Source organism: Mycoplasmatota bacterium (genome assembly GCA_018394295.1).
In the GTDB taxonomy this organism is placed as follows: domain Bacteria; phylum Bacillota_I; class Bacilli_A; order Haloplasmatales; family Haloplasmataceae; genus JAENYC01.
Genome location: CP074573.1, coordinates 1742164 through 1765857 on the forward strand (window position 1 = coordinate 1742164; position 23694 = coordinate 1765857).

Consider the following 23694-nt stretch of genomic DNA (forward strand, 5'->3'; position numbering starts at 1 on the left):
TTCATGGTTCTAAAATAAATCCCTTCATCGTCATAACCATTAAAATGTGCTACTCTAGAATGAACTTCATCACCAGATATCGTCGAAAATACTAGTACCCCTATTTTTTCTGCGTACTCATACACTTCTTTTATTTTCATATATATTCAACCAACCTTTCTTTATTTAACTAATTATTCCAAGTGCTAAGAATCCTATACTAGCTAAGGCTGCAGAAATTAAAGCATATGGTATTTGCGTTTTAACGTGCTCCATCACAGTTACTTCAGCAATCATAGATGATAAAATAGTAGAGTCTGATATTGGAGAACAGTGATCTCCAAATACCCCTCCTGAGATTATGGCACCAATTGCTAAGGGAATGCTTGCCCCAAGAGTTGCAGCAAGTGGTATTCCAATAGGAATCAATATCGCCACTGTTCCACCACTAGTTCCTGTGGCAAATGACATCAGTGCTCCTACACCAAAAATCATTAGTGGAATAAAAGCAGGATTAACTTCACTGCTTATGCTCGCTATAAATGTACCTGTCCCTAATTTACTTACTAAATTGCTGAAAGCAAACGCTAGAGTTAAAATCATTGTTACTTCTAAATAATTTCCCATCCCTTTAAATACCCATTTTAAATACGTTTCTGCTTTTGTAATACCTTGAACAATATAATAGATTCCTGTACCTATTAAAGTAATAATAGCTCCTAAGTAAATTCCCGCAGATCCATCACCTTTTAATAGATTCCCTTCACCAGTAATGTACATTATACAAAACATACTACCCACTAATAAAATTAACGGAATTATCATATTTTTAGCTTTTGGGATAATTTCTCCTTCAAATTTATGATTTGACGAATTAGCATCGGATTGCTTTTTAACTAAACTCACTGTTGACCATTTACCTTCAGCCTTTTTATTGTTACCTATGATAATGACAACACCTACTATTAGTATTGAAAATATTCCATAAAGTTGAAATGGGATTGATGAAATAACCACATCCATCGGATCACCATGTATCACACCAAGTGAAACTTGACCGCCAACCATAGCCATTAAAAATGCACCTGCAGCATTAAATGGTATTAGCCAGGCTATGGGTGCAGAAGTAGAATCTGTTATATAAGCAAGCTTTTTTCTCGATACGTTAAAACGATCAAATAAATGTCTTGACGAAACGCCTGAAATCACAATAGAGCTTGTACCATCAATAAATAATAAAATTCCTAGAATGTATGCTAAAAGTTGAGCACTCATTTTGTTTTTTACCACTTTTCTTTTTACAGTCAAATACTCTACCATACCATGTACCCCACCTGAGACTTCAATCACATAAACAAAGGCACCTATCATTAAGCAAAATAGGATAGATTTTACTGCCCAATCGTCTTGAAACACCATGTAAATACTATTTAGTCCTGTAAAAATTGTTCCTGACTTGATATCTATAATAATACCAGATGTAATAATCCCTGATAAAAGTGCAATAAATACATTTCTTGTTAAAAAAGCTAAAATAATGGCTAAAACAACAGGAATAATTGATAACCAACTTATTTCCATAATAATCACCTCATTATTTCTTAGTATATGTAATACTGTAGTTAAAACATACTCCTATTATAAAGACTAAATGAATCTAAAAGAATGTAATTATTCCATTTAAAACTGTAAAAACGATACCTTTCTTTAGGTATCGTTTAATTATTAAAATGATGCAATTTAAATTCCTTTGGAGAAATTCCTTCATAACGTTTAAAAAATTTTGTCAAGTTTGAAGGCTCATCAAATCCCATCAAATCAGAGATTTCATTAATTGTGAATGTTCCCAGTCCTAAATATCGTTTAATTTCTAACATAATCCTATCAATAATAAACTGCTTAGCAGACAAATCTACAGCGATTCTAGTGACTTGATTAATTGTTTTTTGAGAGACAAACATGATTTTTGCATACTCTTGAACTGTTTTCTTTTCCTTAAAATGAAACTCTACCAGATTTTTAAACTGAATAAATCGTTTATAATTATTAGATATTTCTCTTTGATTATGTAATTTATTAACCCTACTGATTGTTAACATAAAACTTCTAAAGTGAGATTTTAATAATTGCATTTTTGCTAAACTGTCATCACTATGATACTCTTTGTACAACAAATCAATAATAATACGATTAGATGAATTTTTGGAAATATCAATATCTATTACTGGATTATATAAAGGGATATTGAAATGGTCTAAAAAGTTATGAATATTAGTTTCTGAGTTCGTATACAAATAGTCTTCAGTGAATAAAACAATATATCCAGTTGCATTTATATCTGATAAAAAACGGTGCACTTGATTCTTTGCAATTAGTATCATATTTCCAGCACTAAAATCATAGACTTTAAAATCAATTTCATGTTTACCACTACCTGATATTATATACAATATCATATAGAAGTTTAATCGATGTATTTTTGAAAGAAGTTTAGCTGGACGTGTTTTTAGAAACTCTTGTAAGTCCACAATTTCAAAATCAATGAAATCCTGTTCTGTTTTTTTAAAATTAATTCTTTTTATGGTATCCATTAATAACACTCCAAAAGGTAAATCATTTCTTAATATACTTATTATAACATAGGTTAATTATACTTACATGTTATTTTCCATCTATTACTCTTAATCATTCACTCTATTTTTCATCTGAGTTTTTAATCCTAATTTCACTATGATAATGTATCTAATGTATTCTTAAAAATTAAATACACTGATAAAATAACTAAATTCATCTTTAACTAGTATCTATATTATTACACTATCACATTCTTCATTTTAGAAACGATCACCTTTTAAAATAACTCCTATATTTATTAGTATGAAAATAACTAAATATGGTAAATACTATTAACGAGGTGAAAAATATGTATAAAAAATTAAGTTTATTTATAGTATCTAGTTTAACATTAATTTGTTTTTATAAACAACCTGCAATAGCTAATATATTAAAGAAAGAGCCAAAAATTTATAATACTGATATTCCAAAGTTAACGGACGAACAAAAAGAACTCTTAAAAGAAAAAAAAGATACTTTAAAGAAAAAATATCTAGAAAATTGGAAAGACAAATCCCCAACTGAAAAACAAAAAGCTTTACAACAATATAAACAAGAATTAGATCAATTTTGCATGGAACACTTTGGCTTATCTTATCGTGATTTAAAGACAAAATATCATCAGTACTTCAAACGCTATTTGACATAATAAAAAGGTATCTTGTGATACCTTTTTATTATGTACTAACTTTTATCATTTTTTAATTGTTTTAATCTATTAGATCCGATAACTGAATACTTAATAAACGCTAAAATCGCAAATGAGATGGCAACCATAAAAACATATTTACTATAGTTATAGTCTAAGACTAAGGATAAAACGGCTAAATAAAAAGTGAGTGTTGATACTTTTCCAAAAAAGTTAGCTGGAATAACAATCTTTTCTTTTTTAGTATAAAGAAATATTCCCCCAAAAATCATTGTAAATTCTTTAATTCCATAAACAATAACGATCCAAATTGGAATATAACCCTCAATTGTTAAACAAGTCAATACAGTTAACTGCATCAATTTATCTGCTAGCGGGTCCATAACTTGCCCCCATTTGGTGACAAGATTGTATTTCCTTGCTATATACCCATCTAATACATCAGTAGTACCTGCTAAAATAAAGATAAAAACTGCCCAAACTAAATGATTTTCTAAAGTTGAAAAAAAGACAAGGATAAAAATTGGAATTAAAAACAAACGTATAACTGTTAATAGATTTGGAACATTCATAATATCACCACTTCTCCCACATTACTAATATTCAAAAACTGTATCAATTATTATATATAGGCTATATTTTTAAAATTTTTATTGCTAATTCGTTATTAACTATTGTAGATTCTTTAAAATTTTATAATTTTTTTCAAATTTAGTCAAGTAAATGTCCTAACTACTGTCGTTTAATGGAAAATGAGGTAAAATAATCATCCTTCCTCAATCGAGTAGGAAGAAATAAATAGTTTTCTATTCATTTCAGACCTCTCACACCACCGTACGTACCGTTCGGTATACGGCGGTTCAATATGTTATCTAACAGATAAATAATATTCGGTCATTGATATTAGACCACGACGTTCTAATCTTTTATTTGTAATCGTAGTTGTTAAGATAAAGCTATGTGCGATTCGCGCATAGCTTTTTCTACTGTTTGCGTATTCCCAAGCCTTTTGACGACTTGCGCCTAGTTTCCTTAGGGATTTAAATCGTTTCCCAATCTTTTTCCATGCTTTCCAAATACACATTCTTACACGAAATCTTATTTGTTCATCTAATTTCATCAATAACCATTTCATATCGGCTACTTTATATTAATTAACCCAACCTGTTATAAGTTGTTTTATTTTGAGTAACCGATAATCTAAACTGATACTCCATCTTCTAGATGTTAATTTCTTAATCTTTTCTTTTATTCTTTTAATTGATTTTGGATGTACTTTGATTCTAACTTGTCTGTGCCTGGGATTGTAGTAAAAGCCAAAGCCTAAAAATTTGATTCCTTTATTACAGTAATCTACTTTGCTTTTACTCTGATTAACTTTGAGTTTTAACTTCTTTTCAATAAAGTTAGTTATACTCTCCATTACTCTTTGTCCTGCACGTATACTTTTTACATATATATTACAGTCATCGGCATATCGTACAAATCTTAATCCTCTTTTAGTTAACTCTTTATCTAGTTCATTAAGCATGATATTTGATAATAATGGACTTAATGGTCCTCCTTGTGGTGTTCCTTCCTCACTATCTATTACGACTCCATTTATCATGATACCACTAACTAGATATTTCCTTATCAAACTCATTAAATCACTATCTTTAATTGTTAAAGATAATATTTGCATGAGTTTATCATGGTTAACCTTATCAAAGAATTTCTCTAAATCCGTATCAACTATTACTTTGTAACCATCATTTAAATACATTAAACTTCTCTCAATTGCCATATGACAACCTCGATTTGGTCTAAATCCAAAACTAGAGTCACTAAATTGTTTCTCAAATATTGGTGATAGCACTTGATTAATGGCTTGTTGAATGATTCTATCTATAACCGTTGGTATTCCTAGTAGTCTTACCCCACCATCAGGTTTTGGTATTTCTACTCTCCTAACGGGGTTAGGTTTATACTTTCTATTTCTTATGGCTCTTTTAATTTCATCACCATGTTTCATAAAATGTAATCTTCCTTGTTCAACATTCATCCCATCAATTCCAGCAGCACCTTTATTCTTCACTACTCTAGCGATGGCTTCATTTAAATTGTAGTTACTTAAGATTAATTCTAGAAGATTTTCCATTAGTAATTGCTCCTTTCATTGTTAAGACCATACTGCTTGTCCTAAAGGCTCCTAGGTTCCTTACGATACCATCGAAGTTAGGCAGGTAATCCTGATTTTCTACTGTTCATATAGTCTTATAATTTACATTTACAATTAAACATACTGTTTCGCCCTTCGGTTTGGACCCTACTATGGCTCTGCTGACTTCTCACGATAAATCTTTTTCAACCACGCTCGTGACGTGTCCATGAGATCTCCCAGGGTAAGTCTATTCACTTTCATTTCATATACTCGCCACATTTACGTGTATTATTGCTTTGATGACTACGGACTTTGTTTTGTTAAGCAAACTCATCCATAATACCCGCCTGATGTGATTCGTGTTCCTCGAGCCAAAATTTTGCCTCCTACTTCCTTCAGACCCTACTTCGCAATAGGCGCCCTTGTACTTGGCTAACACTTTAGTCATCTTCCCGTGTAGTGGACTTTCACCACCTAGTTAATAGACATGCCTGGCACACTTAGATAAAAACCTAGATAGAAACCTATCTAGGTCTTAAACTTAAATTATATGTAAATCTAACCCTACTCTTTCGATTATTGTAATTGCTTTATCTAACTGATCTTTTGTATGATTAGCAGTTATCATACATCTAATACGTCCTGTTCCTCTTGGAACAGTTGGGAATACAATACCTGAAACAAAGACACCATTTTCTAATAAGGTAGCTGAAAATTCCATAGTTTTCTTTTCATCACCTATAATAATTGGGGTAATAGGTGTTTCGCTTTTCCCAATATTAAACCCTAATTTGGATAGTTTTTCTTTAAAATAACGTGCATTATCCCAAAGTTTATCCGTGTATTCACTTGATTCCATAAGCATTTTCACAGATTCTTTAATCCCACCAACTGCTGCAGGTGGAAGTGAAGTAGAGAATAAGATAGGACGACCACGATGGAGCAACCATTCTTTCATAATTTTGCTTCCAGCGACATATCCACCAACGACACCTATTGCTTTAGATAATGTACCAATCGAAAAATCAACTTTTCCATGTAAACCAAAATGATCGACAGTTCCACGTCCATTTTCTCCTAAAACACCAGAACCATGTGCATCATCAACATATGTTAAACACTGATACTTTTCTGCAAGTTCAACGATTTCAGGTAGTTTTGCGATATCTCCATCCATTGAGAAAACACCATCAGTTATAATTAAAACATTCTTGTAAGAATCTCTTTTCTCTTTTAAGACTCTTTCTAAATCCTCCATATCACTATGTTTAAATACTGCTCTATCTGCTTTAGATAGACGAACACCATCTATAATTGAAGCATGATTTAATTCATCTGATATAATTAAATCTCCTTTAGCTGTAATTGCTTGAATAGCACCTGCATTACAAGCAAATCCAGATTGAAAAACAACGACTGCTTCTTCCCGTTTAAATTCAGCTAAAATCTCTTCTAATTCTTCATGTATATCCATATTTCCTACGATGGTACGAACAGCTCCAGCACCTGCGCCATATTTCTTAACAGCTTCAATTGCAGCTTCTTTTACTCGTTTGTGATTAGCTAGACCTAAGTAATTATTAGATGATAAGTTAATGACTTCCTTACCATTTAACTCAATAACGGCATCGCAAGGACCCGCATTCACCGGTAATTTGCGATAAACACCTGTGTCTTTTAACTCTTGAATTTTTTCCTTTAGAAATGTTAATTCATGTACATTACTCAATTATCTCTCTCTCCTTTTTCATAAAATTTATGGTATTAATGCAATTTTACCACTATTTCCACTTTTCATGATTTCCATCGCTTTTTCTACTTCTTCAAGTTTAAAGGTATGGGTCACAATTTTATCTAAATCTAAATGTTTAATTAATCCTTTTACTTGATGCCAAGTATCATACATAATACGTCCTGTTACACCATATATTGTAATCCCTCTAAAGACAATATCATTTGAAATATCAATTTCAATCGGTTTACTTGGAATTCCTAACATACTTATCTTCCCACCAAGTTTGACATATTTAAAGGCTTGCTCAATGGCCGTTTTATTCCCTGAAAATTCACCAACCACGTCAACGCCTAATCCCTCTGTTTCTTCTAATACACGTTTAATGACGTCCTCTTCTAATGGATTAATGACAACATCAGCACCAAGTTCTTTCGCAAGATTCTGTCTATATTTATTAATCTCAATTGCGATAATTTTTCCAGCACCTACTGCCTTGGCTACATTGACAGCCATTAGTCCTATCGGACCACATCCTACGATAGCAACACTTTTCCCAATTATGTCAAAATGAAGCATGGTATGTACTGCGTTTCCCAAAGGTTCTTGTATCGATAAAAAGCGCGGGTCCACATCCTTATCATTAATTAACAAATTCTTAGCAGGAATCTTTACATATTCTGCGAAGCTTCCATCTGTGTCTACGCCTATTATTTTTGTATTTTGACATATATGTCCTTTACCAGAACGGCAAAATTCACATTCATCACAAACAATATGCGTTTCAGCAGACACAATATCTCCCACTTTAACACGATTGACTCGACTTCCTACTTTGATAACCTCACCTGCAAACTCATGTCCCATTGTAATCGGTGGTTTAATCCGCTTTTGACTCCACTCATCCCAACTATAAATATGATAATCTGTTCCACAAATTGCTGTGGCTAATACTTTAATAAGTACTTCATCATCGTTTAATTGTTGAGGAATTTCTTTAGTTGTCACCTTAATCCCTTGTCCAGGTTCTGCTTTAATCGCAACAACCATTTCATCTATATTAGCTCTCAATTTTTTGCCCCCTTTTAAAAATGTAAGCATTATCATTTTTATTATAACATATATCCTATTATTTGGTATAAAAAGTGATAAATATTTTTATTTTCATCACCTTCATTAAATATACCAAATATCATTGATTTTTTTAGTTGTTGTTTTATAATACAAAGTGAGGCGATTGTATGGAATATCTCTATTTAAATGGTTTTTTATTACTTTTACCAATTTTATTTATTCGTTATGGAATTTTAGGAATAATTAGTAAAGAAGCGTTAACACGTGCCCATTTTGAACCGAATATAAAAAGAAAATATATCCAACGACTCTACAACCTATCCATGAATTTAATGTTTATAACATTATTCTTTTATAAAATAAGATATACACATTTAATCAATCATATTGGCTTTGTAATTTTTATACTCGGTTTCATATTTTATCTTATCTCAACGATTAATTTTTCAAACCCTCATAATAAAATTAATACAAATGGGTTATACAAAATTTCTCGCAACCCAATGTATGTTGGTTTTTTCATTTATTTTTTAGGTGTTTCCTTAATTCTTGAATCAATCATTTCTTTCATCCTTCTACTCATCTACCAATTTTCATGTCATACTATCATTAAATCAGAGGAAAACTGGTGTATAAAAACTTTTGGAGAAAAATATCTTGAATATATGAAGAAAGTGAGACGCTATTTATAATCAGAAAACAAAAAAATAGTGATATTCGTATAATATCACTATTTTTTATACTCTTTATTCGTTTAATCCTCTGATTGCTTCTAATAATGCTTCTGTTAGTGTTGGATGGGCATGTATTATTTCGGATGCAACTTTCACTGATATTTTTTGTTCAACTAAAACAACTGCTTCTTGGATTAATGAGGATGCTTGTGGCCCAATGATATGGACACCGACTAAACAGTTATTTGCAGCTATTACTTTCACAAAACCATCTGTTTCACCCATCGATAAAGCTTTCCCATTGGCTCTAAACATAAACTTATTAGTTTTAACTGTTTCATATTGGGCTTTAGCTTCTTCTTCAGTTAAACCAACTGTTGCGATTTCTGGAAATGTGAAAACACAAGCAGGAACAATCTTAAAATTAGTATTATTTTCTTTATTAAAGATATGGTCTAGTGCTTTATAACTTTGATAAGTTGCAACATGTGCTAACATATTCCCACCAGTAACATCTCCAACCGCATAAATATGTGGAATAGATGTTTGCAGATATTCATTAACCACAATGCCCTTTTTATCGTACAACACATTAATTTCATCTAAATTTAATCGGTCATAAAAGGCTTGTCGGCCTGTTGCCATCAAAACATATTCTGTTTCCTCAGAAAATGGTTTACCTTTCTTTGTTTGACCTGATACCTTTAATCCCTCATCAGTTTCTTCAATTTTCTCCACAAGTGCATCTAATGTAATGTTAATACCTAATTTCTTAAGATAGACTTTTAATCTCGAAGAAATATCTTTATCAATCATTGGTGTTAATCGATCAAAATATTCATAGATTGCAACTTCTGACCCTAATTCATTAAAGATGGTTGCCATTTCAACACCTATGACACCACCACCGATAATGACTAATTTTTTCGGAACCTCATTAATATCAAGCATTTCTTTACTCGTCACCACATGACTTAACTGATATCCCTCTATTGGGATGATTTTTTCAGTTGAACCTGTAGCGATAATAAAATGGTCAGCTATTATCTCTATTTCTTTATCTTCACAATAAACTTGAATCGTATATTCATCTTTAAATGTAGCAACCCCTTTAATAACTTCAACATTTGCCTTTTTCAACATTATATTAATATTATTTTTTAATTGTTTTACTACATTATCTTTTCTAGTTTGTACTGTGTTAAAATCAAATGAATATTTTATATCCTGAAAACCAAATTCATCAGAATGTTTTAACGTATGCATCACTTCTGCATTCTTATATAATGCCTTAGTTGGGATACAACCATGATTAAGACAAGTACCACCAATTTCATCTTTTTCAATTAATGCAACATTTAATCCTAATGAAGCTGCTTTTAAAGCAACCTCATAGCCCCCTGGTCCTGCACCAATGATGACTAAATCTTTATTCATTGGCTTTATTTCCTTGGTATCTTAAAATAGGATTTCTCGCGGCTGTGACTTCATCTAACCGACGAACAGGGGTATTATATGGGGCATGTTTTAAGTATTCTGGATCTTCTTTTGCTAATTTAGCGATTTTTTTCATAATTTGAACAAATTCATTAAGCGTTTCAATACTTTCGGTTTCTGTTGGTTCAATCATAATCGCCTGTTCAACAATAAGTGGGAAATAGATGGTTGGTGCATGATAACCAAATTCTAATAATGCTTTGGCAATATCTAATGTGGTAACACCAGTTGATTTATCCTTTAATCCACTTAAAACAAACTCATGTTTACAAATCTCATCAATTGGTAATAAATAATCGTCTTTCAACATGTTTTGAAGATAATTCGCATTTAAAACTGCCATCTGACAAGCATGTCTTAGCCCTGCTGTTCCCATTGACAAAATATAACTATAGGCTTTTACCATTACCCCAAAATTACCATAGAAATTACCGACTTTTCCAACAGAATTCTCTAAATCATAATTTAAAGAATATTGATTATTTTGATAAACAATTTCTGGTTTTGGTAAAAACTCAACTAATTTTTCAACAACACCTACTGGTCCACACCCAGGACCTCCTCCACCGTGTGGAGTTGAAAAGGTTTTATGTATATTCACATGAATAATGTCAAATCCCATATCACCAGGTCTAGCAACACCCATAATTCCATTAAGATTAGCACCATCATAGTACAATAATCCACCTGCACCATGGACAAGTTCTGTGATTTTCTTAATATCTTTTTCAAAAATACCTAGTGTATTAGGATTGGTTAACATAATCCCTGCTATTTCATCATTTAGCGCTTCTTCTAAAGCTTTTAGATTAACAGTTCCATCTTCATTGGATTTAATTTCAACAATTTCAAATCCTGCAAATGATGCACTTGCTGGGTTAGTCCCATGTGCTGAATCTGGTACTATGATTTTAGTTCGCTTAAAGTCATTATTTTTTTCATGATAGGCTTTAATAATCATTATTCCAGCTAACTCACCATGAGCACCTGCAAATGGAGCTAATGAAACTTTTTCCATACCAGTTATATCAGCTAAACTTTCTCCTAGATTATACATCAATTTTAGAGCACCTTGTGTTGTTTCTTCAGATTGATATGGATGTAGCGAGTTGAAAAGTGGTACCATATCTTCATTAATTTTAGGGTTATATTTCATTGTACAAGATCCTAATGGATAAAATCCTGTATCAACACCATAATTTTTATTTGAAATATTAACATAATGACGCATGATATCATTTTCACTTACTTCAGGTAAATCTGTTTCGGTTTGACGTAAAAATTCTTGTGGGATAGTTTGTTTAATATCAATAGGGTCTACATCAAGTGGAGGAAGTGAATAACCTTTACGATTCTTCTTTGATAATTCAAATATTAATTTATCATAATTTTTCATTATTTTAACCCTCCTAACACTTGAACTAATTGATCAATTTCTGCTTTTGTACGTTTTTCTGTCACACAGAATACAATATGATTATTATATTGACTATCGAATTCACCTAAATGAATCCCAGCAATCATATTTTCTTTTAATAAAGCTTCTTTAATAATTTTATAATCAATTGTTGATTTAACCAGAAATTCATTAAAGAATGGTGTATCAAATACTTTTTCAAATGTTTTTAATGATGTAATTTGTTCATAAGCATAATGAGCTTTTTGTACATTTTGTTCGCAAACATCAACCAAACCTTGTTTACCCATCACTGACATATAAACCGTTGCTGCTAAGGCATTCAACGATTGATTTGAACAAATATTAGAACTTGCTCTTTGACGTCTGATATGTTGTTCGCGTGCTTGTAAGGTTAAAACAAATGCACGTTTACCATCTTCGTCAGTTGTTTGCCCTACAATACGTCCTGGTATATTTCGTATATATTTTTTTGTCGTACAAATATATCCAATATAAGGTCCTCCATAACATAAAGCAATTCCTAAAGGTTGTGCTTCACCACAAACAATATCAGCACCTATTTCACCAGGTGTTTTTAATAGTCCTAAACTTAATGGATTGACATACATAATTAGTAAACTTTTATTATCATGGATTTTCTCTACATAATTTGAGGGATTTTCTATTAAGCCATAAAAATTGGGATTACTTACAACAACACATGCAATTTCTTTATTTAATTTATTCTCTAAATCTTTTTCATCTAATAAACCAGCTTCGTTTTCTAACATAATTATTTCATAACCATTAAAATGACCATAAGTCTTAATAGTCTCAATTGTATATGGATGTAATGCTTTAGAAACTAAAACTTTCTTTCTTCTTGTTTTACTTACTGCCATCATAATAGATTCAGCACAACTAGTTGCCCCATCATACATTGATGCATTACATACTTCCATATTGGTTAAGTCAGTCATCATCGTTTGAAACTCAAAGATATACTGTAATGTCCCCTGTGAAACTTCAGGTTGATAAGGTGTGTACGCTGTATAAAATTCGGAACGACTTGTAATGTGTTTAATTATCGAAGGAATATAGTGATCATAACTCCCTGCTCCGATAAAACAAACTAAATCTTTATTATTCATATTACTTAAGTCATTTAATTTATTTTCTACTTCAATTTCGCTTAAACCAGCGCTAAGATGATAATCTTTATTTATTTTAACTTCTTCTGGAACCTCTTTAAATAGACCATCGATACTTGACACTTTAACTTTTTCAAGCATTTCTTTAATATCACTATCTGTATGTGGAATATATTTATGGTTCATGTTTATCACCTTCATCCTTTATTTTTCTTCACAAAAACGAGTGTACTCTTCACTATTCATTAATTCTTCAAGTTCACTTTCATCCTTTAATTCTATTACCGCAATATGATTTTCAAATGGGTTTGAATTTAATAATTGTGGTTCATCTTCTAAATTCTCATTAACTTCGATAACAGTTCCTGATATAGGAGTAAACATGTCAGAAGCAGCTTTAACTGATTCAATAACACCTATAACCTCATCTTTATTAAAATCTGCATCAACTTCAGGTAATTCTACAAATACGATATCTCCTAAAGCATGTGCTGCAAACTCAGTTATCCCGATATATGCTTTCCCATCTACAACTTTTATCCATTCATGTTCTTTTGAATAATATAATCCTTCAATAACTTTCATTTTCTTAACCTCCACCTATTTTTTATATTTTTTATTCATAAATTTTTTAGAAGTCACTTTAGCTTCATAAAATTTATTTCTAATTTTAATAAATAATTTCTCTTCTAAATTTGCATGATTAATATCAACTAGCGCAAATGCAATTGAATAATCACGTTCTGGTAATAAATAACCAGTTGTTATAACACCAATTTCCTTTTCATTTAAATCACAAACAGGATACCCATGTCGACAAATACCTTTTTTCAACAATTGAATCCCTACTAATTTACGTTTTAATCCTTCTTCTTTTTGTTTTACTAAAGTATCTTTCCCAATAAAATCAGTATCTAATTTCACAAAGAAACCAAGTCCTGCCTCTAAAGGGGTAATATCTTGACTGATTTCATTACCATACAATGGTAAACCAGCTTCAAAGCGAAGTGTATCTCTTGCACCCAAACCAATTGGAGACACTTCTTCAAAATTGATTAATGTTTTCCATATAGTTACAATATCTGCTTTATCTGCATAAATTTCAAATCCATCTTCTCCAGTGTAGCCTGTTCTTGAAACAATGCAATCAATTCCTTGTACTTGTATTTCTTCAAAATAAAAGAATTTAATATCATCCAAATTAAATTCAGTTAATTTTTGTAGAAGTTTTTGGGCATTTGGTCCTTGAAGAGCTACTTGTCCATATGATGCTGACATATTTTCAATTAGAATGTTATCATTTTTTTTCTGACTTAACATCCAAGCAAAATCCTTATCAATGTTTGATGCATTGACTACTAACAAATATTTTTCATTACTAAACTTATAGACTAGTAAATCGTCTACGATTGTCCCTTTTTCATAACACATCATCGTGTAAACCACTTGATTCTGTTTTAATTTAGTAATGTCAGCAGTTACCAATCTTTGAACATAACTTTCTGCTTCTACTCCAGAAATGAAGACCTCTCCCATATGAGATACATCAAATAATCCCACGTTTGTTCTAACGGCAATATGTTCTTGTTTAATTCCACTATATTCAATTGGCATTTCCCAACCAGCAAAATCAACTATTTTACCACTTAGTTTAACATGTTCTTCATATAATGGCGTTCTTTTTAATTGACTCATTTTATTCCCCCTCAATAAAAGATTTTTACAATTAAATAATACTACAAATTCTCCCATTTAACAATTTAAAAATAGGTAAAATTATGATAAAATGAAAAAAAAGGAGGTAAAAATGTATGCGCTTACTAAAAAGTCACTCAACGAATGCTTTTTTCAATTTAACCAGTGAAAAATATTTCCTTGATAACTACAAAGAACCCATATTTTTACTTTACATTCATACACCAAGTATTATCGTTGGAAAGAATCAAAATACTTTGGAAGAAATTAATTATGAATATGTCAAAACACACAAAATTCGTGTAGCCAGACGTCTATCTGGTGGTGGTGCTGTTTTTCATGATAAAAACAATTTAAACTTTTCTTTTATCACAAAAAAAGATGAGGGGAATATAGAAGAACAATTTATAAAATTTACGAAGCCAATTATAGAATTTTTGAAATGTTTAGGAGCGAATGCAACTTTTTCTGGAAGAAATGATATCTTAATCGATGGAAAAAAATGTTCAGGTAACGCTCAAGCGTATCAAAAAGACATCATGCTTCATCATGGTACACTTTTATTTGATTCTGATATGAGTTTACTTACTGAATCACTAAAACCAAATAAATTTAAAATGAAAAGTAAAGGAATTGATTCAGTAAGAAGTCGTGTCACTAATATTAAGCTCCATCTTAATAAGGATTTAACAATTGAACAGTTTCGTGATGAATTAATCTCTTTTATGAAACAAAATTTTACTGATTATTATGAATTAGATTTTACAAAAGATGAAATTGAAGCAATTGAAAAAATGAGTCAAGAGAAATATGGAACTTGGGACTATGTATTTGGTAAGTCTCCAAAATTTCAATTCAAAAATATCAATAAATTTAAAGGTGGCATTGTAGAATGTCAATTTGATGTATCAAAAGGAATCATTCAAAATATGCATATCTATGGCGACTTCTTTGGATTAAAAGATATTAATGAATTAACCAATCAATTAAATGGTACTAAATATGAAGAATCAGCTATAAAAGAAAAACTAATAGACTTAAATGACTATATTAATAATATCACTGTTGAAGAATTTATCAGTTTATTGTTTTAAATAGACATTTTAAAAAGAACTCAAAATGCCGAGTTCTTTTCATCTATTAGTATTTATAAGATCCTACTTATCAAAATGAAGTAAAAAAACTAATCTAGTCAAGTTAATTGACAAATGTTATAATTAATTTAATTAAATAAAGCGAGGGGATATTATGGATATTTATAAACCAAAATTAAGTCATCTTTTTAGTATTATTCTAATGGATATATTAGGTTCTATAATTTTTTGTGTTGTTATAGGATTTAATTATTTAATTTTATTGATACTATTAATTGTGATTTCTTTATCTTTAATACCAGTATTCTTAATTGTTTATACTCAAAAATTATATATTGATTCAGAAGGAATTCGTATTAAAGGAAAGTTTATTAAAACACATTATGGTTTTAAATGGCAAGAAATCAAACGAGTAGATTATTATACAAACAAAATGGTGTTTTTAACTAATTTTGAAGGCAAAAAAATAAAGTTCACAAATATATGGAAAAATCATAAACAATTAGTGTTACGAGTATATAATGAAATAACTAATAGAAATAGTGAATGTGTTTTTAGTGAATCATTTCTTAATCTAATTGAAAATAAAAAATAAAACTTTATAAAAGCAATAATAGAAAAATATCTATTATTGCTTTTATTATTTTACCTTCATATGGTAAATTGATTATAAATATGTTATTTATATAATGAATTTCAATTAATCTAATATCTATATTTAAATAAAAATAGGGCAGCCACTTTAGCTGCCTTACTTTTTTGATAAATAATCTTTATTTTAGATTTCATCCATTAATGCTTTTACATCTTTATAATCAACTCGATAATCATACACTTTCGATAAATATGAAAATGCTCGCTTTTTATGTCCTTTTAAGAATAAGGCTTTCCCTAAAGCATATTTGTATTCTAATTGATCTTCATCCATCTCTTCTTTATTTACTGGCAATTCTTTATACCAACTGATTGCTTTATCATAATCATTAAGTCCTAAGTAACAATCTCCTAGCACTTTATATTTAGAAAATCTAATGTCATCATCTTCAGAATAGATTTTTTCAATTGCAGCTATTCCTTCTTGATATTTACCTAATTCAGTAGATGCGCATCCTTCAATAAAATACATTACTTCAAGTGGACTATTTTCTTCTTTATAGGCTTCAACATAATATAATGCTTCTTCATATTTTTCTAGTCTAAAGGCAGTAAACATCATCATAATTAATGCTTTATCACTTTTTGGTTTTATTGCCAAACACTTTTTTAACAATTTATAGGCTTTATTTAAACGATTCTTTTGAAATAATGTAATAGAATGATTCAAACTATATACATAAGAATGAAGTTTTGATTTTAATAAATAAAGCAAAAGCAAACAAATATTAAACGCAATTAAAATATAACTTAGAAAAGATCTTTGAATGACTCCAAAAATTCCTAAACCTAAAAGGGTTATTAATAATAAATACAAAAGATAATTTCGTTCACGACTTCCTAAATATAGTAATAATGCCTGTTCATCTTCTGTTGGAATTCTTTCAAAATCTGTTTCAGGATTAATTATTCTTTCTTCTTTCTCAATCTCTTCAAGTTTATCTTTTTCTAATTTATTCAAGTTTTTATCAATTTTTTTTCTATCTGATTTTTTAGTTTTTTTCTTTTTAGTAAACCATTTCGTATAATGTATTCCATTTCCCCCTAAAGTAAATCTAACTCCGGAATTATTTTTACTTACACGAAATCCTTTAACTCCAGTACTAATTCCAATTCCACCATTTTTACTAAAGTTAATTCTTGTATTCTTCCCAATTCGAAAACTTTTTCGAAAACTAATTCCCATATTTACTCACCTCTATTCTATTATAAATTTATTATACAATATTATCATTTAATGTCAACAAATGGATAATAGGACATCGTGATTCTACTGAATATTAACCTATTAAACAGGTAATATTACCCTTTCTAGGTATAGACTTAATACCCTTCATAACAAGATAAACTTAAAATGTTTGTTTACCTACTTTCATTATCTATATTGACTAATAAATACTTTGAATATATAATATTTCTATATTCAAATATTTTTAATATCAAAGTATATAAGGGAGGATTACATGAAAAAAATAGGAATTGTCACCTGTAGCACCAGTGGTTTAGATTACATAAAGGGTTATGAAGACATAAAAAAAGCACGAACTACCATTATTATAAATAATAAAGAGTATTTAGATGGCTTAGAAATTCATCCAAAACAGTTTTATGATCAATTAAATTCATTAACAGAGGTACCTAAAACTGCTCAACCTTCTATGGGGCACCTGTTAGATTTATATCAGCAATTGAAAGATGATGGTTGTACAGATATTATTTATATTTCCATTTCGGAACATTTAAGTGGTACTTATCAAAGTGTTTGCTTATCAAAAGATTTTGTTGAAGATATTAATATCCATCCTTTTAATAGTCAAACAGCATCATTTCTAACTGGATTTATGGCCATGGAAGCACATCGCCTTGCAAAAGAAGGTAAATCTGTGGAAGAAATATTAGATTATCTTGCCTTTTTAAGAGATCATGACAGAATATATTTAATGGTGGATGACTTAAAATATTTAGTACGAAATGGACGTCTATCAAATGCGGCAGGATTTATTGCCTCAGCACTTAGAATTAAACCCTTACTAGAAATCGGTGATGACGGTAAAATAGTTGCCAAAGAAAAAATCCGTACAACAAAAAAAGCATTAGACCGTGTCATTGATAGCTTTTTAGAAGATACCAATAATGGAAAAGATGCTAAATTTATATTTTTATTTAATACAGATGCTTTAAAAAATTTAGAATATACGAAAAATAGATTAAGTAAAGCAGGAATAGATACCTCACAATTAATCGATGCAGCAGTATCACCAGCAATTGGTTGTCATGTTGGTAAAGGTGTAATAGGAATAGGATATGTAAAGAATTAATACATTACTTTTTATCATCAAGTTTTTTATATCCATATTCTTTTAACCAAGTTTCATTATCAGTAAATAGATAAATAAAAGCATCACAAATACTAAAAAACATAATTATTTGATAACGTGAAAAGATTAAATAAACGAAACCTAAAGCAGGTTTTCCTAAATAAAATTTATGCATACCGTATCTACCTAAAAAAAGTGCTAGTAAAATCGCAATCACTTTATTTTTTCCAATCACAAATTCATCTTTTTTAGCTTTTTTGCTTTTTTTACTATTATTTTTTGTTTTCTCATCATTTGTTTCTTCTTTTTTCTTTGGTTCAGATGAAATGTTTATTATATTGTTGTAAAAATTAAATGCATTTTTATCGATTATATCAGACACCATAATCACCTAAAAATCATATTTTCCCCTATAATTTAATATACAATTAAAATATCAATATTATGACAAACTAACATTTAATATGTATCATATTACAAAATAAAAAAGTGATTTTACCTTTATGAGTAAAATCACTTTTTCACTTACTTAGTTGATTTAATCATTAATTCACACATTTTATTAGAAAACTCAATTGGGTCATCTAATTTAAAACCTTCAACTAATAATGCTTGTGAATATAATAAAGTTGCATAATCATTAATATCTTCTTTATCTTTTTCATAAACAGTTTCAAGTGCTTTAAACAATTGATGATTTGGGTTTATTTCTAATACTCTTTGTGCTTTAACACCATTATTTCCTCCTGGCATCACAGCTAGGACTTTTTCCATTTCAAATGAAATATCATCTTTACTAACTAAACAAACAGCACTATCTTTTAATCTTGATGATAATTTAACTTCGCTTACTTTATCTGTTAAACAGTCTTTAATATGACTTAATAAATCCTTATATGTTTTTTCTTTTTCTTCTAAGGCTTCTTTCTCTTCATTACTTTCAAGATTTAAATCACCTTGTGATATATTTTTAAACTTTTTGTTATCATATTCCATCAAAATTTTAATCGCGAATTCATCAATGTCATCTGTGAAATATAACACTTCATAATCTTTTTCTTTTAATAATTCCATTTGTGGTAATTTATCTAATTGATCAATACTTTGACCGGATGCATAATAAATGAATTCTTGCTCTTCTTTCATTCTTTCAACGTATTCTTTTAAAGTGGTATATTCTTTATCTTTAGAAGAATTAAAGATAATTAAGTCTTTTAATAAATCTTTTTTAGCACCAAATTGGTCATATACACCATATTTTATATTAACACCATAAGTTTTATAAAACTCAATGTATTGTTCACGGTCATTTTTAAGCATTCTTTCTAATTCATTTTTAATCTTTTTCTCTAAATTTGAAGCAATCTTTGATAACTGTTTATCATGTTGCAACATTTCCCTTGATATATTCAATGATAAATCAGGTGAATCAACTAAACCTTTGATAAAACGTAAATAATCAGGAATTAATTCTTTACACTTATCCATGATGAATACACCTTTTGAATATAACTGTAGTCCTTTTTCATATTTTTCAGAATACAAATCATAAGGTGCTTTTTTAGGTATAAAGATTAAAGCATTATAATTTAAAGCACCTTCAACATTCATATGAATAGATTTAATAGGTACTTCATAATCATGAAATTGATACTTATAAAATTCATTTAAATCTTCTTCAGAAATTTCTGATTTACTTTTTTTCCAAAGAGGAATCATTGAATTTAAATTTTCCATTTCAGTCATATTTTCAAACTCATCTTTATTGTCTTCTTTAGGAACTTGTTTAGTGACTTCCATAACAATTGGATATCTGACATAATCTGAATATTTTTTAACTAATTCCTTAATTTTAAATTCTTCTAGATATACATCATAAGATTCATCTTCTTCATTATTATCACGTAAAAAAAGTGTGATTTCAGTTCCATGATCTTCTTTCGCTGATTTTTCGATTTCATAAGTATCTTCACCAGTAGATTCCCAGCTTAAACCAGATTCTGAATAAGGCGACTTAGTCTTAACCGCTACCTTAGAAGCAACCATAAAAGCTGAATAAAAACCAACACCAAATTGCCCTATCATATCTAAGTTAATATTCTCAGCGTTAGTTTGTAATTTCTCTAAAAAAGATTTTGAACCAGATTTCGCAATAGTTCCTAAGTTTTCAACTAATTCTTCTTCTGTCATTCCAATTCCATTATCTTTAATGGTAATCGTTTTGTCTTCTTTTGAAACTTCAATTTCGATTTTATACTCTTCATTTGATTTTAATGTATCATCTTGCAATGATAAGAAATTATATTTATCGATAGCATCGCTAGCATTTGATATAAGTTCTCTTAAAAAGATTTCTTTGTGAGTATAAATCGAATTAATCATTAAATTAAGTAGTTGTTTAGACTCCGTTTTAAATTCTCTAACATTACTCATTTATATAACCTCCTTATTATTACAAAAATTATAATAAATAATAATAACCAATTTGTCAAGTCTGAAGTATTTTAGAAAATTAAAAAATATTTTTTATTTTATCCTAAAACTGTTAAAAATATAATTGGGGTGATCAATGAATATGATTGGATTAATCTGTTCTTATATTCTACTTCTATTCCTGTTTATAATCGCTACCCTTTTACCTAAATTTCATATTTCAAAGGAAATGACACGACAGATCATCCATATTTGTATTGCTAATTGGTGGATAATTGCGATGATTTTTTTTAAAGATGTCTATATCGCATTAATTCCTCCTATTTCCTTTGTGATTTTGAACTTTTTATCTTACCGTTATCACCTAGTTTCAGGAATAGAACGAGACGATAAAAAGGAGTTAGGGACTCTCTATTATCCAATTTCTTTAGTTGTACTTGTCCTCTTTACTTTTGGGTACATAAATAAACCCTACATAGGTGCTATTGGTGTAATGATTATGGGATATGGTGATGGGATTGCTACAATTATAGGCTATAAGTTTGGAAAGAAAAAACTCTTTAAAAATAAAACTTACCTTGGAAGTATGACAATGTTTATTATTTCCTTTTTAACTACTTTTATCCTTTTATGGATATTTAATCCACTTCATCTATTCATCTATAGTTTCATTATTGCCATAACAGCAACTATCGCAGAAGGATTATCCTGTAAAGGTTTAGATAATCTAACGGTTCCCCTTTTTACGACATTCATTTATTATTTATTAATTACTATATAAAAAGAAAAAAAACGCATCATTGCGTTTTTAGTTTTTCAACGATTAAAAGAAATCTTCACTTATAATATTAAAAACAATTTCCTAAAGTCATTAATAAATTATATAATCCACTATGTCTTAGTTCATCAGTAATAATTTCAGTTAACATATTAATATGAACTCGATTTTCCATCGCAAATAGGATTTGACGATATTTTTGAACGGCAGATAATTCACCCATTAATGCTTGTTTTAATCCCTCACAATATGATTTGGGTTTATCGAATGGTTCGTCTAATCCATGAGGTAAGACTTGACCTGTTAATTGATAGTAAATCGTTCTAAACATTTTATTGTGTCTAATTTCATCATCACGAATACTAGAAACAATTTGATTTGCTTCTTCTGTAGGAGCAACACTTACTAGATAATTATAAAATAATTCATCCTTTCTTTCTCCACCTAAAGTATTTCGAATCAATTCCAATCCTTTTTGATAATTTTTGGGATGCGTATAAGATGATAAATCTGTCATCATGTCATTTATCCCATCAAGATAATCATTATTCGGATTATAATACATACAAAACCTCCATAACATTTTATTCTATGGTTAGGTTATTAGAATACATTAAGTTCTTCACATATTTGTATGTATAATTCTACACCTCGATATAATATTTTATCATCAAAATTAAAATGACAACTATGTAATGGGTAAGTATAACCTAATTCCTCATTTCTTGAGCCTAGCATTAAAAAATAACCAGGTACTGTTTGTAAATAATATGAAAAATCTTCTGATATCATGATTGGTTTTAATTTAATAATTTCCTCTTCTTTTAAGATTTTTTTCATTAATAAATAAAAATGATGATCATTAACTAATGGGGGATATAAATCTCTAAACACCATTTCCACTTGAATATTAAACATATTTTCGATTCCTTTATTAATTACTTCCATACGTTTTTTAATTAGATCATAAATTTCTCCATTAAATGCACGTACCGTACCATTTAAGTGAATCTTACTAGCGATAACATTTCTTGCTTCTCCACCTCGAATTTTTCCAATTGTTACTACACCACTTTCGATTGGATTTACATTACGGCTAATAATACTTTGATAGGTTTGAATTAATTGAGAGGCTACATAAATCCCATCAACCCCATTTTGTGGCATTGCACCATGACAACTAATCGCATGAATGGTAATATCAAATTCACCAGCCTGCCCCATTAACACACCATCCGTTAATCCTATTTTACCTTCTGGGATTTCTGGATAAACATGTAATCCAAATATTTTTTCAACATGATATTTTTGTAAATAGCCATCTTGGATAATGATTTTAGCCCCTCCTGGGCCTTCTTCAGCAGGTTGAAAGATAAGCACTATATCTTTTTTAAGTTGCAAATTAGAGATATAAGAGGCAAATCCAAGCAAAATACTCATATGTCCATCATGACCACAAGCATGCATTCTTCCTTCATGTGTAGATATAAAATCAACATTTGTTTTTTCATGAACCGCTAAGGCATCCATATCCGCCCTAAATGCAATCGCTTGATTTTCTTTTCCTCTTTTTAATGCGATAAGTCCTGTTTCAGCCACTTCTTCAACTTCAAAACTTAATTTTAATAATTCACTTTTTATAAAAGCTTGGGTTTTAATTTCTTGAAATCCTAATTCAGGAATTTGATGTAAATAATGTCTAAATCTTTTAATTTCATTTTTCAACGTTTGATTTAACATTTTTCTTCTCCTACCTACAATCTATTATGAATCTTGTAAGTTTAGTTTACGTAATAAATAGTTTGGATGGT

21 protein-coding genes and 1 pseudogene are annotated in these 23694 nt (G+C 29.5%); 6 read left to right on the forward strand and 16 right to left on the reverse strand.

Annotated elements, in window-relative coordinates; genetic code table 11:
* Window positions 1-165: 165 nt before the first annotated feature.
* On the reverse strand, window positions 166-1560 hold the full coding sequence (locus tag KHQ81_07995) for a sodium:proton antiporter (protein ID QVK16854.1): 1395 nt from the start codon (window positions 1558-1560) through the stop codon (window positions 166-168).
* A 137-nt stretch (window positions 1561-1697) separates the two neighbouring features.
* Window positions 1698-2570 carry a helix-turn-helix domain-containing protein gene (locus tag KHQ81_08000; GenBank protein QVK16855.1) on the reverse strand — a complete coding sequence of 291 codons (873 nt, stop codon included), beginning with the start codon at window positions 2568-2570 and terminating at the stop codon, window positions 1698-1700.
* 332 nt (window positions 2571-2902) lie between these two features.
* Here KHQ81_08000 and KHQ81_08005 point away from each other — a divergent pair, with 332 nt between their 5' ends.
* Window positions 2903-3241 (forward strand): hypothetical protein, encoded by a 339-nt coding sequence (locus KHQ81_08005; GenBank protein QVK16856.1) that lies wholly within the window; start codon window positions 2903-2905, stop codon window positions 3239-3241.
* A 35-nt stretch (window positions 3242-3276) separates the two neighbouring features.
* Here the strand turns inward: KHQ81_08005 and pgsA are convergent, their stop codons facing one another.
* The 4 genes and pseudogenes from pgsA to tdh form a co-directional block, all read right to left on the reverse strand.
* A complete protein-coding gene (gene pgsA / locus KHQ81_08010) occupies window positions 3277-3813 on the reverse strand; it encodes a CDP-diacylglycerol--glycerol-3-phosphate 3-phosphatidyltransferase (protein ID QVK16857.1) in 537 nt (178 codons plus the stop codon).
* A gap of 296 nt (window positions 3814-4109) precedes the next feature.
* A pseudogene (ltrA, locus tag KHQ81_08015) lies at window positions 4110-5381 on the reverse strand (group II intron reverse transcriptase/maturase).
* A 544-nt stretch (window positions 5382-5925) separates the two neighbouring features.
* Entirely contained in the window at window positions 5926-7113 is a 1188-nt protein-coding gene (locus KHQ81_08020; protein QVK16858.1) for a glycine C-acetyltransferase, read from the reverse strand.
* Between the two features lie 27 nt (window positions 7114-7140).
* Window positions 7141-8166, reverse strand: coding sequence for an L-threonine 3-dehydrogenase (gene tdh / locus KHQ81_08025; GenBank protein QVK19593.1), 1026 nt, complete (start codon window positions 8164-8166; stop codon window positions 7141-7143).
* Between the two features lie 191 nt (window positions 8167-8357).
* On the opposite strand from tdh, the gene KHQ81_08030 reads away from it, so the two are divergent.
* A complete protein-coding gene (locus KHQ81_08030; protein ID QVK16859.1) occupies window positions 8358-8882 on the forward strand; it encodes an isoprenylcysteine carboxylmethyltransferase family protein in 525 nt (174 codons plus the stop codon).
* A 54-nt stretch (window positions 8883-8936) separates the two neighbouring features.
* Here the strand turns inward: KHQ81_08030 and lpdA are convergent, their stop codons facing one another.
* The 5 genes from lpdA to gcvT are packed head-to-tail and all read right to left on the reverse strand — an operon-like array spanning window position 8937 to window position 14621.
* Window positions 8937-10301, reverse strand: a complete 1365-nt coding sequence (gene lpdA / locus KHQ81_08035) for a dihydrolipoyl dehydrogenase (GenBank protein ID QVK16860.1) — start codon at window positions 10299-10301, stop codon at window positions 8937-8939.
* Window positions 10294-11757 carry an aminomethyl-transferring glycine dehydrogenase subunit GcvPB gene (gene gcvPB / locus KHQ81_08040; GenBank protein ID QVK16861.1) on the reverse strand — a complete coding sequence of 488 codons (1464 nt, stop codon included), beginning with the start codon at window positions 11755-11757 and terminating at the stop codon, window positions 10294-10296. The genes lpdA and gcvPB overlap by 8 nt, the downstream gene beginning before the upstream one ends.
* Entirely contained in the window at window positions 11757-13097 is a 1341-nt protein-coding gene (gcvPA, locus tag KHQ81_08045) for an aminomethyl-transferring glycine dehydrogenase subunit GcvPA (GenBank protein QVK16862.1), read from the reverse strand. The genes gcvPB and gcvPA overlap by 1 nt, the downstream gene beginning before the upstream one ends.
* Before the next feature lie 18 nt (window positions 13098-13115).
* Window positions 13116-13496: a glycine cleavage system protein GcvH gene (gcvH, locus tag KHQ81_08050; protein ID QVK16863.1), complete on the reverse strand. Its 381-nt coding sequence runs from the start codon at window positions 13494-13496 to the stop codon at window positions 13116-13118.
* 15 nt (window positions 13497-13511) lie between these two features.
* The gene (gcvT, locus tag KHQ81_08055) at window positions 13512-14621 is read right to left on the reverse strand and encodes a glycine cleavage system aminomethyltransferase GcvT (protein ID QVK19594.1); all 1110 of its coding nucleotides are present in this window, start codon (window positions 14619-14621) and stop codon (window positions 13512-13514) included.
* Window positions 14622-14722: 101 nt separating this feature from the next.
* Between gcvT and KHQ81_08060 the strand changes: the two genes are divergently transcribed.
* A complete protein-coding gene (locus tag KHQ81_08060; GenBank protein ID QVK16864.1) occupies window positions 14723-15700 on the forward strand; it encodes a lipoate--protein ligase in 978 nt (325 codons plus the stop codon).
* A gap of 154 nt (window positions 15701-15854) precedes the next feature.
* Entirely contained in the window at window positions 15855-16295 is a 441-nt protein-coding gene (locus tag KHQ81_08065) for a hypothetical protein (GenBank protein QVK16865.1), read from the forward strand.
* 183 nt (window positions 16296-16478) lie between these two features.
* Here the strand turns inward: KHQ81_08065 and KHQ81_08070 are convergent, their stop codons facing one another.
* The gene (locus KHQ81_08070) at window positions 16479-17540 is read right to left on the reverse strand and encodes a DUF4236 domain-containing protein (GenBank protein QVK16866.1); all 1062 of its coding nucleotides are present in this window, start codon (window positions 17538-17540) and stop codon (window positions 16479-16481) included.
* Between the two features lie 277 nt (window positions 17541-17817).
* Between KHQ81_08070 and KHQ81_08075 the strand changes: the two genes are divergently transcribed.
* Window positions 17818-18672, forward strand: a complete 855-nt coding sequence (locus KHQ81_08075) for a DegV family protein (protein ID QVK16867.1) — start codon at window positions 17818-17820, stop codon at window positions 18670-18672.
* A 4-nt stretch (window positions 18673-18676) separates the two neighbouring features.
* Here the strand turns inward: KHQ81_08075 and KHQ81_08080 are convergent, their stop codons facing one another.
* Both KHQ81_08080 and htpG read right to left on the reverse strand, forming a co-directional pair.
* Window positions 18677-19009 carry a TM2 domain-containing protein gene (locus KHQ81_08080; protein ID QVK19595.1) on the reverse strand — a complete coding sequence of 111 codons (333 nt, stop codon included), beginning with the start codon at window positions 19007-19009 and terminating at the stop codon, window positions 18677-18679.
* Window positions 19010-19197: 188 nt separating this feature from the next.
* Window positions 19198-21105 (reverse strand): molecular chaperone HtpG, encoded by a 1908-nt coding sequence (gene htpG / locus KHQ81_08085; protein ID QVK16868.1) that lies wholly within the window; start codon window positions 21103-21105, stop codon window positions 19198-19200.
* 280 nt (window positions 21106-21385) lie between these two features.
* Here htpG and KHQ81_08090 point away from each other — a divergent pair, with 280 nt between their 5' ends.
* Complete coding sequence (locus KHQ81_08090; protein QVK16869.1) at window positions 21386-21886, forward strand: hypothetical protein; 501 nt, start codon at window positions 21386-21388, stop codon at window positions 21884-21886.
* Window positions 21887-21953: 67 nt separating this feature from the next.
* Here the strand turns inward: KHQ81_08090 and KHQ81_08095 are convergent, their stop codons facing one another.
* Window positions 21954-22466 carry a ferritin-like domain-containing protein gene (locus KHQ81_08095; protein QVK16870.1) on the reverse strand — a complete coding sequence of 171 codons (513 nt, stop codon included), beginning with the start codon at window positions 22464-22466 and terminating at the stop codon, window positions 21954-21956.
* Between the two features lie 20 nt (window positions 22467-22486).
* Entirely contained in the window at window positions 22487-23623 is a 1137-nt protein-coding gene (locus tag KHQ81_08100; protein QVK16871.1) for an amidohydrolase, read from the reverse strand.
* Window positions 23624-23694 lie beyond the last annotated feature (71 nt).